This is a genomic window from Pseudomonas sp. yb_2 (assembly GCF_043103905.1).
Classification (GTDB): domain Bacteria; phylum Pseudomonadota; class Gammaproteobacteria; order Pseudomonadales; family Pseudomonadaceae; genus Aquipseudomonas; species Aquipseudomonas alloputida.
Genome location: NZ_JBICKH010000066.1, coordinates 16,774 through 30,491, shown reverse-complemented (window position 1 = coordinate 30,491; position 13,718 = coordinate 16,774). Strand labels below are relative to the sequence as shown.

Here is a 13,718-nt window from a genome sequence, read left to right as displayed (position 1 = left end):
TTTTCTACATGGTGGGTCGTGTAGGATTCGAACCTACGACCAATTGGTTAAAAGCCAACTGCTCTACCAACTGAGCTAACGACCCGGAAAATGGTCGGGGTGAGGGGATTCGAACTCCTGACATCCTGCTCCCAAAGCAGGCGCGCTACCGGACTGCGCTACACCCCGAGATTGGCTCCGCGACCTGGACTCGAACCAGGGACCCAATGATTAACAGTCATTTGCTCTACCGACTGAGCTATCGCGGAACTGAACTTCGGTACAACTCCGAAGACTGTGTTCGCTTCGGACTCTTTAGCTTCTTCGCTTTCGCGTTGTCGCTGCTGAGGCCGGCTATTCTACATTCTTCGTTTTGCTTGTCAACCACTTTTTTTCATTCAACTTACTGATTTGTAAGTTGTTTTGCGATCACCGATGTTGCTGGTGATTCGCTTAGTGCCTGACAACGCGGCGTATATTAGGGGCACTCTAAATTTGATGCAAGCAAAAATTTCAAAAATTTCAGGCGGTTACCCCGGGTTGGCGCAAAGGCCCGAAATAGCTGGGCTGTGCCGGCATTGGCAACAGGCAAAAAAAGCCCCGCAAACGCGGGGCTCATGGTGCAACACAATCAGCCGAAGACGATTTCGTCGCCTTCCACCTTGGCGGTGATCGCCGTACCGGGCAGGAACTTGCCGGCCAGAATCAGCTGCGCCAGCGGGTTCTCGATCCAGCGCTGGATCGCACGCTTCAGCGGCCGCGCGCCGTACACCGGGTCGTAACCCACGGCAATCAGCTTGTCCAACGCCTCTGGGCTCAGGCTCAGCGACAGTTCGCGCTCCAGCAGGCGGCTGCGCAGGCGGCCGAGCTGGATTTCTGTAATACCGGCAATCTGCTCGCGGCCCAAAGGCTCGAACACCACCACTTCGTCGATGCGGTTGATGAATTCCGGACGGAAGTGCGCCCCCACCGCATCCATCACTGCCGCACGCTGTGCCTCGCGGTCACCCACCAGTTCCTGAATCTGCGCCGAGCCCAGGTTGGAGGTCATCACGATCACGGTGTTGCGGAAGTCCACGGTGCGCCCGTGGCTGTCGGTCAGGCGGCCGTCTTCCAGCACCTGCAACAGCACGTTGAACACATCCGGGTGGGCTTTTTCCACCTCGTCCAGCAGCACCACCGAGTAAGGCTTGCGCCGCACGGCCTCGGTCAGGTAACCGCCCTCTTCATACCCTACATAGCCTGGTGGTGCACCGATCAGGCGCGCGACGGAGTGCTTCTCCATGAATTCGGACATGTCGATGCGCACCATCGCCTCTTCGGTGTCGAACAGGAACTCGGCCAGCGCCTTGCACAGTTCGGTCTTGCCCACACCGGTCGGGCCGAGGAACAGGAACGAACCACTTGGCCGGTTCGGGTCGGACAGCCCGGCACGCGAGCGGCGTACGGCGTTGGCTACGGCGGTTACCGCCTCGCTCTGGCCAATCACGCGCTGGTGCAGCAGCTCTTCCATCTTCAGCAGCTTCTCACGCTCGCCTTCGAGCATCTTGGCCACAGGAATGCCGGTCCATTTCGATACCACTTCGGCAATTTCTTCCTCGGTGACCTTGTTGCGCAGCAACTGGTTGTCGGTCTTGCCGTGCTGGTCGACCATCTGCAGGCTGCGCTCCAGGTCCGGGATCACCCCGTACTGCAGTTCGGCCATGCGGTTCAGGTCGCCTTTGCGACGGGCGGCTTCCAGCTCCTGGCGAGACTGCTCGATCTTTTGCTGGATCTGCGCCGAGCCCTGCACTTCAGCTTTCTCCGAAGCCCAGATTTCTTCCAGGTCGGAATACTCACGCTCCAGCCGCTCGATTTCCTCGGTCAGCTTCTCCAGGCGCTTTTTCGCCGCTTCGTCTTCTTCTTTCTTCAGCGCCTGCGACTCCACCTTCAGCTGGATCAGGCGGCGATCAAGGCGGTCGAGCACTTCCGGCTTGGAGTCGATCTCCATGCGGATGCGGCTGGCCGCTTCGTCGATCAGGTCAATGGCCTTGTCCGGCAGCTGGCGGTCGGTGATGTAGCGATGGCTGAGCTTGGCCGCAGCGATGATTGCACCGTCGGTGATGGCCACCTTGTGGTGCACTTCATAGCGCTCTTTCAGGCCACGCAGGATGGCGATGGTGTCTTCCTCGCTCGGCTCCTCGACCAGCACCTTCTGGAAACGGCGCTCCAGGGCGGCGTCCTTTTCGATGAACTGGCGGTACTCGTTCAGCGTGGTGGCACCTACGCAATGCAGCTCGCCGCGGGCCAGGGCCGGCTTGAGCATGTTGCCGGCGTCCATGGCGCCCTCGCCTTTGCCGGCGCCGACCATGGTGTGCAGTTCGTCGATGAACAGGATGATCTGGCCTTCCTGCTTGGACAGTTCGTTCAGCAGGCTTTTCAAGCGCTCTTCGAACTCACCGCGGTACTTGGCACCGGCAATTAGCGCGCCCATGTCCAGCGCCAACAGGCGCTTGCCTTTGAGGCCGTCGGGCACTTCACCATTGATGATGCGCTGGGCCAGGCCTTCGGCGATGGCGGTTTTACCCACGCCAGGCTCACCGATCAGCACCGGGTTGTTCTTGGTACGGCGTTGCAGCACCTGCACGGTACGGCGGATTTCATCATCACGGCCAATGACCGGGTCCAGCTTGCCCTCTTCGGCACGCTTGGTCAGGTCGACGGTGTATTTGTCCAGCGCCTGGCGCGATTCCTCGGCGTTGGCGTCATTCACTGCCGCGCCGCCACGCAGGTTGTTGATGGCATTTTCCAGCGCTTTCTTGCTCACGCCCTGGCTCAGCAGCAGCTTGCCGAGCTTGCTGTTTTCGTCCATGGCGGCCAACAGCACCAGCTCGCTGGAAATGAACTGGTCGCCCTTCTGCTGCGCCAGGCGGTCTGCCTGGTTAAGCAGGCGTGCCAAGTCCTGCGACATGTTCACGTCGCCGGTAGGGTTCTGTATTTTCGGCAGTTGGTCGAGTTCTTTCACCAGCCCCTGGCGCAGGCCATTGATGTCGAAGCCTACCTGCATCAGCAGCGGTTTGATGGAGCCACCCTGCTGTTCGAGCAGCGCCTGTAACAGGTGCACGGGCTCGATGGCAGGGTGGTCCATGCCAACGGCCAAAGACTGGGCATCGGATATTGCAAGTTGCAGCTTGCTGGTTAAACGGTCTATTCGCATGGTGTACCTTCCTTTAAAGGGCAGGTCGGAGCGATGGACAGCGCCTGTTTATAAAGAAACCTGCCTGAGATGACTTTATAGATAAGGCTGATTCTGGAAGATTCAAGCGTAGCGGGGTTGACCAAAGTCAACCTGTTGGATTAACGGGGGCCATTCGCGGGCATGCTCGCCCCCACAGGTACACCACCAGTTTCAACGTTTGCGGAATCTCTGTGGGAGCGGGCGTGCCCGCGAAGAGGCCGGTACAGGCTAGCGCGGGTCCAGCCAGACCAACGATGCGAAGCGCCCACCCTGCGGGGTACGGCGATAGGAGAAGAACCGCGCATCACTGACCGTGCACAAGCCACCGCCATAAACAGCAGTCACGCCACGGGCAGCCAGGCGAATACGCGCCAGCTCATAGATATCCGCCAACAGCTTGCCTGGCCGTTCGCCGTCGACGAATGCCCGAGCTGCTTGCGGGTGCACGGCGGTAAAGGCATCACGCACTTCCAGCCCCACTTCGAATGCTTGCGGGCCGATGGCAGGCCCCAACCACACCAGCACCTCTTCTGGCGGCAGCGCCAGCCGGTCCAGCGTGGCTTCCAGCACGCCACCCGCCAGCCCACGCCAGCCAGCATGCGCCGCCGCCACGCGGGTGCCCGCGCGGTCGCAGAACAGCGCAGGCAGGCAATCGGCGGTCATCACGGTGCAGGCAATGCCAGGCTGGCGGGTCCAGCTGGCATCGGCCTCGGCCACCACGGTCGGGTCGGCATCCGCCACCACCCGCCCATGCACCTGCTTGAGCCAGGCCGGTTGGATGGTGAACTGTTCGCTCAGGCGGCGGCGGTTCTCGGCGACCGCGGCAGGGTCATCCCCAACATGGTCGCCGAGGTTGAAGGTTTCGTAAGGCGGCAGGCTGACGCCGCCCTGACGGGTGGTGACACAGGCGCGGACCGAAGCCGGGGCCGGCCAGTCGGGGAACAGCAACGCCTGCGTCAGGTCACTCATCCGATGAAGCTCTCGCGGTCCTGGTTCAGCAGCGACAGCAACCAGACGAAGTCATCCGGCAGTGGCGATTCCCACTTCATGACTTCACCGGTAATCGGGTGGGCCAAGGCGAGGAAACGCGCATGCAGCGCCTGGCGCGGGAAGGTCTTGACCGCCTCGACCATGGTCGGGCTGGCAGCGGGCGGAATACGGAAGCGCCCGCCGTACGTCTGGTCACCAACCAGTGGGAAACCCACGTGGGCCATGTGCACGCGAATCTGGTGGGTACGGCCGGTTTCCAGCTTGACCCGCACATGGGTGTGCGAGCGGAAGCGCTTGAGTACGCGGTAGTGGCTGACCGCCGGCTTGCCGCCGTCGGTTACAGCCATGCGCTGGCGCATGCCGCCGTGGCGGCCGATGGGCGCGTCGATCTTGCCACCGGCAGTCACCACGCCAATCACGATGCACTCGTAGATGCGGCTGACCTTGCGGGCCTGCATCTGCTCGACCAGCTTGGTCTGCGCCTGCAGGGTCTTGGCCACCACCATCAGGCCGGTGGTGTCCTTGTCCAGGCGGTGCACGATACCGGCGCGCGGCACGTTGACGATGTCTGGCACATGGTGCAGCAGCGCGTTGAGCAGGGTGCCGCTGGCATGCCCGGCCGCCGGGTGCACAACCAGCCCGGCAGGCTTGTTGATCACCAGGATGTGGTCGTCTTCGTAGACGATATCCAGTTCGATATCTTCTGCGATCCACTCGCCCTGGGCCTCTTGTTCGGCCTCCAGGGCAAGCTGAGAGCCACCATGAACAAGGTCTCGAGGGCGCACGACTGCACCATCGACCGTCAGGCGGCCCTCTTTGATCCACGAAGTTAGCCGCGAACGCGAGTACTCGGCGAACAATTGGGCGGCGACCTGGTCGAGGCGTTGGCCGCCCAGTTCGGACGGTACCTCTGCGCTAAGTTGAATGATCTCGGACATGCTCGATTCGGCGGGCGCACAGCCTTTGGTTTCGGCTGCGAGCTTGTGGTTAAATACGGCTTCTTTTGTCCCGGGGTTGGCCGGGGCGCTCATCATAACAGGACGGCACCGCCCAAGACAGCGGCCGTCAAAGGGACGCAAGCCGCCATGCGAGTGAAACACCTGCTGCTGATCGCCATCCTCGGGCTTACCGCGGCCTGTTCCTCTAATAAAGAGGTCATTGACGAGAACCTCAGCGAGGCCGAACTGTACCAGCAGGCCCAGGCTGATCTGGACAACTCCAGCTACACCAGCGCCGTGAACAAGCTCAAGGCCCTGGAGTCGCGCTACCCGTTCGGCCGCTATGCCGATCAGGCGCAGCTCGAGCTGATCTACGCCAACTACAAGAATTCCGAGCCCGAGGCCGCCAAGTCGGCCGCCGAGCGCTTCATCCGCCTGCACCCGCAGCACCCGAACGTCGATTACGCCTACTACCTCAAGGGCCTGACCTCGTTCGACCAGGACCGTGGCCTGCTGGCGCGCTTCCTGCCGCTGGACATGACCAAGCGTGACCCGGGCGCCGCCCGCGACTCGTACAACGAGTTCGCCCAGCTGACCAGCCGCTTCCCCAACAGCCGCTACGCGCCAGACGCCAAGCAGCGCATGATCTACCTGCGCAACCTGCTGGCTTCGTACGAAATCCACGTGGCCGACTACTACCTGAGCCGCCAGGCTTATGTAGCGGCTGCCAACCGTGGCCGCTACGTGGTCGAAAACTTCCAGGAAACCCCGTCTGTCGGTGACGGCCTGGCGGTGATGGTCGAGTCGTACCAGAAGCTGCACCTGGACGAACTGGCCGCCACGAGCCTGGAAACCCTCAAGCTCAACTACCCGGATCACCCGAGCCTGGTCGATGGCGAGTTCCAGCCCAAGCAGACCGAGTCTGACGGCCGCGGCTGGCTGTCCAAGGCCACCTTGGGCCTGATCGAAACCGATACCCCGCTGCCGCCAGGCGAAACCCGCGCCAACCAGGACGTGGTCAAGCAGTTCCAGGACGCGCGCGACGAGATGCCGCGAGAGCTGCTGCCTAAAGACGAGAACGGCGACCCGATCGTGCCGGAAGGCCCGAAAGAAGCCGAGAAAGACCGTTCCTGGTTCAGCTACATGACCTTTGGTCTGTTCGACTGACCTTCAGTGGTGAATGAAAGGGAGGCCTTGGGCCTCCCTTTTTTATTGGCCGCGTCCTAGACTGTTGGCTTCTTCAATCGACAAGCTGGACACCATGGTTCGCCTACTTTTCTGGATCGCCCTGATCGCCGCCGCGTTCTGGCTGTGGCGCAAGTTCAAAGTCAGCCAGCAGTCGCACCCCGAGGCGAAGCTGGATGCGCCGCTGAAGATGGTGCGCTGTGCCCATTGCGGCGTGCACCTGCCCAACGACCGTGCGCTGCAGCAGGGCAATGAGTGGTATTGCAGCCAGGCCCACCTGCAGCAGGGCCCTGGCCACCAAGGCTGAACACGATGTCTGTTCAATCCTGAAACCAATTCGAAATCTGTGGGAGCGGGCTTGCCCGCGAAGCAGGCACCACGGTGTATGGCACCGGCTTCGCCGGTGTTCGCGGGCACGCCCGCTCCCACAGTTTTTATCTGCAATTTCGTGTTCCACATATCCCTCCCCGACCCTTTCACACCATTTACGACCCCTCCCCCCCGCCAGCATTGACCCGTCCGGGCAAAATTCGCTAAATCCTATTTATCCGCATAAATATGAAAAATAGCGAAATGCTCAAACCCAAACGCAAGCGCCAGAAGCTGTCCGATGTGATCGTCGAATCAGTCAAGCGCTCGATCGTCACCGAAGCGCTGCACCCCGGCGACCGCCTGCCTACCGAGCGGGAGCTGATGGAGCATTTCGAATGCTCCAAGGGCACCGCCCGCGAAGCCCTCAAGGCGCTCGAAGTCGAAGGCCTGGTGAGCACCCGCACCGGCCCGACCGGGGGCGCCTATCTGAACGAAGTGGGCACCGAACCAGCCAGCCGCGCACTGCGCAACTACCTGCACTTTCAGCACCTGGACGGCGAACAGGTGTACCAGCTGCGCAAAGTCATCGAGGTAGAACTGGCGGTGTCGGTGATGGGCAAGCTGAGCGAAGCCGATTACGCCGCGCTGCAGGCCAACATCGACTTCTGCAGCGCGCCGGAAGACAGCGAAGAAGGCCAGCGTGAGCAGCGCTTGGCGGAGCTTGAATTCCACACCCTGCTGGCCGACCGCTGCCCCAACCCGTTGCTGCGTTTCATGGCGGTGTTCCTCAACGACCTGCTGCGCGACCTGGTGGTGCTAAAAAAGGCCTACCTGCCCAAGCGCCAGCAGTTCGCCGCCGCCAACATCGGCTACCACAAGCAACTGCTGACCGCCTTGCGCGCCAGCGACGAACCCGCCGTACGCCGGCTGATGCACGAACACATGTGCGACGCCGAGCACCACATGACCGCGCTGGAAGGCGAGGTTGCCCGTAACTTCCTGCTGGAGTTCGATCACCACCACTGATGCGCCTGTAAAGAGGCCTGCACACAGGCCCGGCCGTACCCGCTTTGTCATTGCCACTCCTGCCTAATAACCACAAACAAGGAGTTACTCATGCAAAGACGTACCCTGCTCAAGGCAGGCCTTGCCCTGGGTGCCTTAGGTAGCCTCCCCTTGGGGGCACACCGGGCATTCGCCGACCAACCGCTGACCTTCTATGGGCTCAAGTCCATGTCGGGCGCCTTCGCCAGCTACGGCAAGTACGCCGACATGGGCTCGCGCCTGGCCATCGCCGAGCACCCGCAGTTGCTCGGCCACCCGCTCAAGTACAAAGTCATCGACACCGAAGGCAACGCCGGCAAGGCGGTGCGCAAGGTGCAGGAAGCCATCGGCCAGGATGGTGCACGCTTCTTCCAGGGGTGTACCCTGTCGTCTTCGGCACTGGCGGTGTCCAAGGAAATCCACAAAGCCGGCGGCGTGTTCATGACGCCTGTGGGCGCCGACGAAATCACCGGCAAGGACTGCAATGCCTCAACCTTCCGCTGGTCGGTGCCCACCTATGGTGCCATCCGCGAAACCCTGGTGCCGATGAGCCGCCAGCTGCCCCAGGCCAAGCGCTGGTACACCATCACCCCGCAATACGTATTCGGCGATGCCCTGCTGGACAACGCCCGCAAAGTGTTCGCCGAGCTCGGCGTGGAACACATCGGCAACAGCTACCACTCGCTGCAGGAGCAGGAATTTTCCGGCTACCTGACCAACGCCATCGCCGCCAAGCCCGACGTGCTGGTGCTGCTCAACTTCGGTAGCCAGGCCTCCAACGCCCTGCGCCAGGCGGTCAACTTCGGCATCAAGGACCGCATGAAAGTGCTGATGGTGTGGTCTGCCGGCCTCGACCAGTTCCAGGAGCTGGGCAGCGACGTGCTCGAGGGCGTGTACCTGGGTGCGCAGTACTGGCACCAGGTCGACACCCCTCTGAACAAACAGTTGGTCGCCGCCACCCGCAAGGCCTATGGCATCAACCCCAACTATCCGCTGGCCGCCGACTACATCGGCACCAAGGTGATGCTCGAAGCCATCGTCAAGGCCGGCAGCCTGGACGGGGCCGCCGTGTCTGCGGCATTGCAGGGCATGCGCTTCCAGGGCCCGACCGGCGAAGAACTGATCCGTCCGGGGGACCACCAGGTGCTCAAGGACTACTACCTGCTGCGCGGCAAGCCCCAGGGGCAGATGCGCGACGAGGACGACCTGGCCGAAGTCATCAGTTCGGGCCGCTCGTTCGTCGAGGTCGATCACACCGGTTGCGCCCTGGCCTGAAGCTGCGGCGTTAGTCACAAACACTTGTACAGGCAGCCGCCCGGCGCGCTGTCGAGGGCACGCTCATGCTCGATTTGTACCTGTTCCAACTGCTCAACGGCCTGGGCCTGGGGATGATCTACTTCCTCATCGCCGTAGGCCTGACGATCATTTTCGGCCTGCTCAACTTCGTCAACTTCGCCCACGGCGCGTTTTTCTTGCTGGGCGCCTACCTGTGCTACACCGCCGTGGCCGTCACCGGCAACTTCTGGCTGGCGCTGCTGATTGCGCCACTGGTGGTGGCCGCGCTGGCCTGGGCGGTCGAGCGCCTGTTGATCAAACGCATCTACCACCTGCCGCACACCTTCCAGATCCTCGTCACCCTCGGCATCGCGCTGATCATCCAGGAAGCGTCGGTGCTGATCTGGGGCCCGGTGGGCAAGAACATTGCCGTGCCACCCGAACTGCGTGGGGTGCTGATACTCGGCGACTTCATCTACCCCTACTACCGCTTGTTCCTGATCGGCTTCGCAGCGCTGATCGGTATTGGCCTGTGGCTGCTGCTGGAACGCACCCGTTTCGGCGCACTGGTGCGGGCCGGTAGCGAAAGCACCGAAACCGTGTCGCTGTTGGGCACCAACATTTTCCGCCTGTTCTCCCTGACATTCGCCCTGGGCGTGGGCCTGGCAGGTGTGGCGGGTGTGCTATTTGCGCCGCTACGGGGCGCCCAGCCCTTCGTCGGCCCGGAAATCCTCGGCATTGCCTTCGTGGTGGTGGTGATTGGCGGCATGGGGTCGTTCGGCGGGGCGCTGGTTGGCGGCCTGCTGGTGGGTGTGGTGCAAAGCATGATGACCAGTCTCTGGCCGCAAGGCGCCAGCCTGATGATCTACGGCGCCATGGCAGCAGTGATTCTGGTCCGTCCCTACGGCCTGTTCGGGAGAGCCTGAGATGAGCGAGAAAAACCCATTGCCAGTCGCCAAGGGCCGCGCCCCGGCGCTGCTGTCGCTGGTAGTTGCCAGCCTGGTGGCGCTGCCGCTGTTGCTGCCCTCGGCCACCCTGGCCACCGAGATCCTGATCTTTGCCATGGCCGCACTGGCCTGCAACCTGCTGCTCGGCTACACCGGACTGCTGTCGTTCGGCCAGGGCATCTTCTTTGGCGTGGGCGCCTATGGCGCAGCGCTGCTGATGATCCACCTGCAGTGGGGCATGTTCGCCGCGCTGCTTGGCGCAGCTGTGTTCGGCGCCCTCCTCGCGCTGCTGGTGGGCGCACTGGCGATCCGTCGCACGGGCATCTACTTCGTCATGTTGACCCTGGCTTTCAGCCAGATGGCCTACTTCCTGGCCTATACCCTCAGCGGCTGGACCGGCGGTGACAATGGCCTGCTTGATGTGCCACGGCCGAATATCGAAGTCGCCGGCCATGTGCTGGTCGACCTGGCCGACCCACGGCACTTTTATGTGTTCGTCGCGGTGCTGTTCCTGTTGATCTTCGCCGCAGCCCTGCGGGTGATCCGTTCGCCATTTGGCAGCACCCTGCTGGCTATCCGCGAGAACGAGACCCGCGCCGCCGCCATCGGCTACGACACCCGCCATTTCAAGATTCTGGTGTTCATGCTGTCGGGCGCCATCACCGGCATCGCCGGGGCGCTGTACGCCATGCTGCTGCACTTTGCGCCGCTGTCGAACATCGACCTGATGATGAGCGAGAACATCCTGATCATGACCATCGTCGGCGGCACCGGCTCACTGTTCGGCTCGCTGCTGGGGGCCGGCGCCATCGTGCTGCTGGGTGACGTGCTGTCGGAGCTTTGGCCACGCTGGCTGATGCTGCTGGGGGTGATCCTGATTCTGGTGGTGGTGTTCATGCGTGGCGGCCTGTGGGGCGGCCTGACCGAACTGGGCAAGCGCCTGCTGGCCACGCGCAATGCCGATGACAAACCCCAGGCCAAGACCAAGGAGACCCTGTAATGAGCGACTACCTCCTGGAAACCCGCCACCTGGAGCTGGCCTACGGGCCGTTCAAGGCGGTCGCCGGTGTTGACCTCAAAGTGCGCGCCGGCACCATCCACACCATCATCGGCCCCAACGGCGCCGGAAAGACCAGCCTGTTCCACTGCCTGACCGGCGAGCGTCAGGCCACGGCCGGCAAGATCCTGTTCAATGGCCAGGACATCATTCGCAAGCCGTCCCACGGGCGCGTGGCGCTTGGCATGGCGCGTTCGTTTCAGCTCACCAGCCTGTTCCAGAACCTTTCCGTGCGCGAGAACCTGCGCCTGGCCGCCCAGGGCCGTGATGGCCTGGGCGCGCTGAACTTCTGGCGCAGCGTCGAGCACAAGCGCAGCCACTGGAACACCGCCGACCAGGTGCTGGAGCGCCTGAAGCTGAGCGCCCGTGCCGAAACCCTGGCGGGCGAACTGTCGCACGGCCAGCAAAGGGTGCTGGAAGTGGGCATGTCGATCTGCGCCAAGCCCACCCTGCTGATGCTCGACGAACCCACTTCGGGCATGGGCATCGACGACATCCCGGTGATGACCGACCTGATCAGCGACCTTGGCCGCGACCATACCGTGCTACTGATCGAGCACAACATGAGCATTGTCATGTCGATCAGCCAGCGCATCACGGTGATGAGTCACGGCCAGATCCTGGTCGAGGGTACCCCTGAACAGGTGCGCAACGACGAGCGCGTACGCACCGCCTATCTTGGAGAGGCCGCCTGATGCTCAACGTCGATTCGATCCATTCCTACTACGACAAGAGCCATGTGCTCGAAGGTGTCTCGCTCAAGGTCGAGGCAGGCGAACTGGTAACGCTGCTGGGGCGCAACGGCGCAGGCAAGACCACCACCTTGCGCAGCATCCTCGGCATCGTCCGCCCACGGCAGGGGCAGATCAGCTTCAACGGCCAGCAGTTGGTCGGCCGCGAAATTTTCGATATCGCCCGGCTCGGCATTGCTCTGGTGCCGGAACACCGCGGCATTTTCCGCCAGCTCAGCGTGGAGGAGAACCTGAAGATTGCCGTGCGCAAGGCCAGCCGCTGGCAGCTGGAGGACGTGTACAGCATGTTCCCGCGCCTGAAAGAGCGGCGCCGCAACGGTGGTTTCGCCTTATCCGGTGGCGAGCAGCAAATGTTGGCCATCGCCCGCGCCCTGCTCAACGGCCCCAAGCTGCTGATCCTCGACGAGCCCACCGAAGGCCTGGCCCCGGTGATTGTCGATGAACTGGTGAAGATCCTGCGACGGATCAAGGACGAAGGGCTGTCGATCCTGCTGGTAGAGCAGAATCTGATGGTCTGCGATGCCCTTGCTGATCGCCACTATGTGCTGGAGCAGGGCCGCGTCGCTTACCAGGGCAGTGCGGCGCAGTTCCGCGAGGACCCGAGCATCAAGAACCGTTACCTGGCCCTTAGCGCCTGACCCGACCGTGCTTACCTGTACCGGCCACTGCCAGGCCTTTGTAGGAGCGGGTTCACCCGCGAATAGGCCGGTACAAGCAACCCAGTAATTTCAGGAGAGATGAACCATGAACACCCGCATCGATCCCTCGCAGCACCTGCTCGGCCAAGGCCCTCTGATCAACCGCGAGCGCCTGTGGCAATCATTGATGGACCTGGCCCAACTCGGCGCCACCGCCAAGGGCGGCGTATGCCGCCTGGCCCTGACCGACCTCGACCGCCAGGCGCGCGACCTGTTCGTCCATTGGTGCGAGGAGGCCGGCTGCACGGTCAGCGTCGACGCCATCGGCAATATCTTCGCACGCCGCCCCGGGCGCAACCCTGCCCTGCCGCCCATCATGACCGGCAGCCACATCGACACCCAACCCACCGGCGGCAAGTTCGATGGCTGCTACGGCGTCATGGCCGGCCTCGAAGTGATGCGCACGCTCAACGACCTGCACCTGACCACCGAAGCCCCGCTGGAAGTGGTGGTATGGACCAACGAAGAAGGTTCGCGCTTCCCGCCCTGCATGATGGGCTCGGGCGTGTTTGCCGGTAAGTTCGGCCTGCAGGAAACCCTGGACAAGGTCGACGACCAAGGTCTGTCGGTCGGCGCTGAGTTGCGGCGCATCGGCTACGCCGGCCCGCGCGTGCCCACCGGGCATGCCGTGGGCGCCTACTTCGAAGCGCATATCGAGCAAGGCCCGGTGCTGGAAGACCAGCGCACCACCATCGGCGTGGTCCAGGGCTGCCTGGGGCAAAAATGGTTCGACCTGACCCTTACCGGCGTCGAGGCGCATGCAGGCCCCACACCCATGCACCTGCGCAAGGACGCATTGGTCGGCGCAGCCGAGGTGGTGGCTGCGGTCAACCGCGTCGCTCACGCGCACCAGCCACATGCCTGCGGCACGGTCGGCTGCCTGACCCTGCATCCAGGTTCGCGCAACGTTATCCCCGGCCAGGTACACATGACCATCGACCTGCGCCACCTCGACCCTGGGCACCTCGACGCCATGGTCAGCGAAGTGCGCGCAGCCATCGAAAACAGCACGGCGAAACATGGCCTGAGCTATCAGCTGACCCCGACAGCCGACTTCCCGCCACTGTACTTCGCCGAGCAGTGTGTGGATGCCGTGCGCCAGGGGGCGCGTGCGCTGGGCCTGAGCCACATGGATATCGTCAGCGGCGCCGGTCACGATGCGATCTTCCTCGCCGAGCTGGGCCCGGCCGGGATGATCTTCGTGCCATGCGAAGGCGGCATCAGCCACAACGAAATCGAAAATGCCGCGCCCCAGGACCTGGCCGATGGTTGCGACGTCCTGTTGCGCGCCATGTTCCAGGCCGCCAACCCGGGAGCCCGTTGA

General features: G+C 62.9%; 12 protein-coding genes and 3 tRNA genes. 9 read left to right on the top strand and 6 right to left on the bottom strand.

The window, feature by feature from the left end; all coding sequences use genetic code 11:
* Positions 1–9: 9 nt before the first annotated feature.
* From ACF8FB_RS16270 to rluD, 6 genes are all read right to left on the bottom strand, one after another.
* Positions 10–85, bottom strand: a tRNA-Lys gene (locus ACF8FB_RS16270).
* 6 nt (positions 86–91) lie between these two features.
* Positions 92–168, bottom strand: a tRNA-Pro gene (locus ACF8FB_RS16265).
* Between the two features lie 4 nt (positions 169–172).
* A tRNA-Asn gene (locus ACF8FB_RS16260) sits at positions 173–248 on the bottom strand.
* A gap of 362 nt (positions 249–610) precedes the next feature.
* On the bottom strand, positions 611–3,175 hold the full coding sequence (gene clpB / locus ACF8FB_RS16255) for an ATP-dependent chaperone ClpB (RefSeq protein WP_010951887.1): 2,565 nt from the start codon (positions 3,173–3,175) through the stop codon (positions 611–613).
* A gap of 249 nt (positions 3,176–3,424) precedes the next feature.
* Positions 3,425–4,165: a peptidoglycan editing factor PgeF gene (gene pgeF / locus ACF8FB_RS16250; protein ID WP_010951886.1), complete on the bottom strand. Its 741-nt coding sequence runs from the start codon at positions 4,163–4,165 to the stop codon at positions 3,425–3,427.
* Positions 4,162–5,124 (bottom strand): 23S rRNA pseudouridine(1911/1915/1917) synthase RluD, encoded by a 963-nt coding sequence (gene rluD / locus ACF8FB_RS16245; protein ID WP_049588123.1) that lies wholly within the window; start codon positions 5,122–5,124, stop codon positions 4,162–4,164. Before rluD ends, pgeF begins: the two co-directional genes overlap by 4 nt.
* A 147-nt stretch (positions 5,125–5,271) precedes the next feature.
* Here rluD and ACF8FB_RS16240 point away from each other — a divergent pair, with 147 nt between their 5' ends.
* The 9 genes from ACF8FB_RS16240 to ACF8FB_RS16200 all read left to right on the top strand — a co-directional run bounded on the left by ACF8FB_RS16240 (position 5,272) and on the right by ACF8FB_RS16200 (position 13,718).
* A complete protein-coding gene (locus ACF8FB_RS16240) occupies positions 5,272–6,291 on the top strand; it encodes an outer membrane protein assembly factor BamD (RefSeq protein WP_004577276.1) in 1,020 nt (339 codons plus the stop codon).
* Positions 6,292–6,385: 94 nt separating this feature from the next.
* Positions 6,386–6,616 (top strand): PP0621 family protein, encoded by a 231-nt coding sequence (locus ACF8FB_RS16235; RefSeq protein WP_014755231.1) that lies wholly within the window; start codon positions 6,386–6,388, stop codon positions 6,614–6,616.
* A 266-nt stretch (positions 6,617–6,882) separates the two neighbouring features.
* Positions 6,883–7,647 (top strand): FadR/GntR family transcriptional regulator, encoded by a 765-nt coding sequence (locus tag ACF8FB_RS16230; RefSeq protein ID WP_010951884.1) that lies wholly within the window; start codon positions 6,883–6,885, stop codon positions 7,645–7,647.
* A gap of 90 nt (positions 7,648–7,737) precedes the next feature.
* On the top strand, positions 7,738–8,940 hold the full coding sequence (locus tag ACF8FB_RS16225; RefSeq protein ID WP_003247562.1) for an ABC transporter substrate-binding protein: 1,203 nt from the start codon (positions 7,738–7,740) through the stop codon (positions 8,938–8,940).
* A gap of 65 nt (positions 8,941–9,005) precedes the next feature.
* Positions 9,006–9,866, top strand: a complete 861-nt coding sequence (locus tag ACF8FB_RS16220; RefSeq protein ID WP_003247565.1) for a branched-chain amino acid ABC transporter permease — start codon at positions 9,006–9,008, stop codon at positions 9,864–9,866.
* Position 9,867: 1 nt separating this feature from the next.
* Complete coding sequence (locus ACF8FB_RS16215) at positions 9,868–10,887, top strand: branched-chain amino acid ABC transporter permease (protein WP_198747350.1); 1,020 nt, start codon at positions 9,868–9,870, stop codon at positions 10,885–10,887.
* Complete coding sequence (locus ACF8FB_RS16210) at positions 10,887–11,639, top strand: ABC transporter ATP-binding protein (protein ID WP_010951882.1); 753 nt, start codon at positions 10,887–10,889, stop codon at positions 11,637–11,639. Before ACF8FB_RS16215 ends, ACF8FB_RS16210 begins: the two co-directional genes overlap by 1 nt.
* Entirely contained in the window at positions 11,639–12,334 is a 696-nt protein-coding gene (locus ACF8FB_RS16205) for an ABC transporter ATP-binding protein (protein WP_012051120.1), read from the top strand. Before ACF8FB_RS16210 ends, ACF8FB_RS16205 begins: the two co-directional genes overlap by 1 nt.
* A gap of 106 nt (positions 12,335–12,440) precedes the next feature.
* Complete coding sequence (locus ACF8FB_RS16200) at positions 12,441–13,718, top strand: Zn-dependent hydrolase (protein ID WP_392511560.1); 1,278 nt, start codon at positions 12,441–12,443, stop codon at positions 13,716–13,718.

Coding starts and splice junctions, on each gene's coding strand:
- clpB (WP_010951887.1), bottom strand. CDS start 3,175: ATGCGAATAGACCGTTTAACCAGCAAGCTGCAACTTGCAATATCCGAT.
- pgeF (WP_010951886.1), bottom strand. CDS start 4,165: ATGAGTGACCTGACGCAGGCGTTGCTGTTCCCCGACTGGCCGGCCCCG.
- rluD (WP_049588123.1), bottom strand. CDS start 5,124: ATGTCCGAGATCATTCAACTTAGCGCAGAGGTACCGTCCGAACTGGGC.
- ACF8FB_RS16240 (WP_004577276.1), top strand. CDS start 5,272: ATGCGAGTGAAACACCTGCTGCTGATCGCCATCCTCGGGCTTACCGCG.
- ACF8FB_RS16235 (WP_014755231.1), top strand. CDS start 6,386: ATGGTTCGCCTACTTTTCTGGATCGCCCTGATCGCCGCCGCGTTCTGG.
- ACF8FB_RS16230 (WP_010951884.1), top strand. CDS start 6,883: ATGCTCAAACCCAAACGCAAGCGCCAGAAGCTGTCCGATGTGATCGTC.
- ACF8FB_RS16225 (WP_003247562.1), top strand. CDS start 7,738: ATGCAAAGACGTACCCTGCTCAAGGCAGGCCTTGCCCTGGGTGCCTTA.
- ACF8FB_RS16220 (WP_003247565.1), top strand. CDS start 9,006: ATGCTCGATTTGTACCTGTTCCAACTGCTCAACGGCCTGGGCCTGGGG.
- ACF8FB_RS16215 (WP_198747350.1), top strand. CDS start 9,868: ATGAGCGAGAAAAACCCATTGCCAGTCGCCAAGGGCCGCGCCCCGGCG.
- ACF8FB_RS16210 (WP_010951882.1), top strand. CDS start 10,887: ATGAGCGACTACCTCCTGGAAACCCGCCACCTGGAGCTGGCCTACGGG.
- ACF8FB_RS16205 (WP_012051120.1), top strand. CDS start 11,639: ATGCTCAACGTCGATTCGATCCATTCCTACTACGACAAGAGCCATGTG.
- ACF8FB_RS16200 (WP_392511560.1), top strand. CDS start 12,441: ATGAACACCCGCATCGATCCCTCGCAGCACCTGCTCGGCCAAGGCCCT.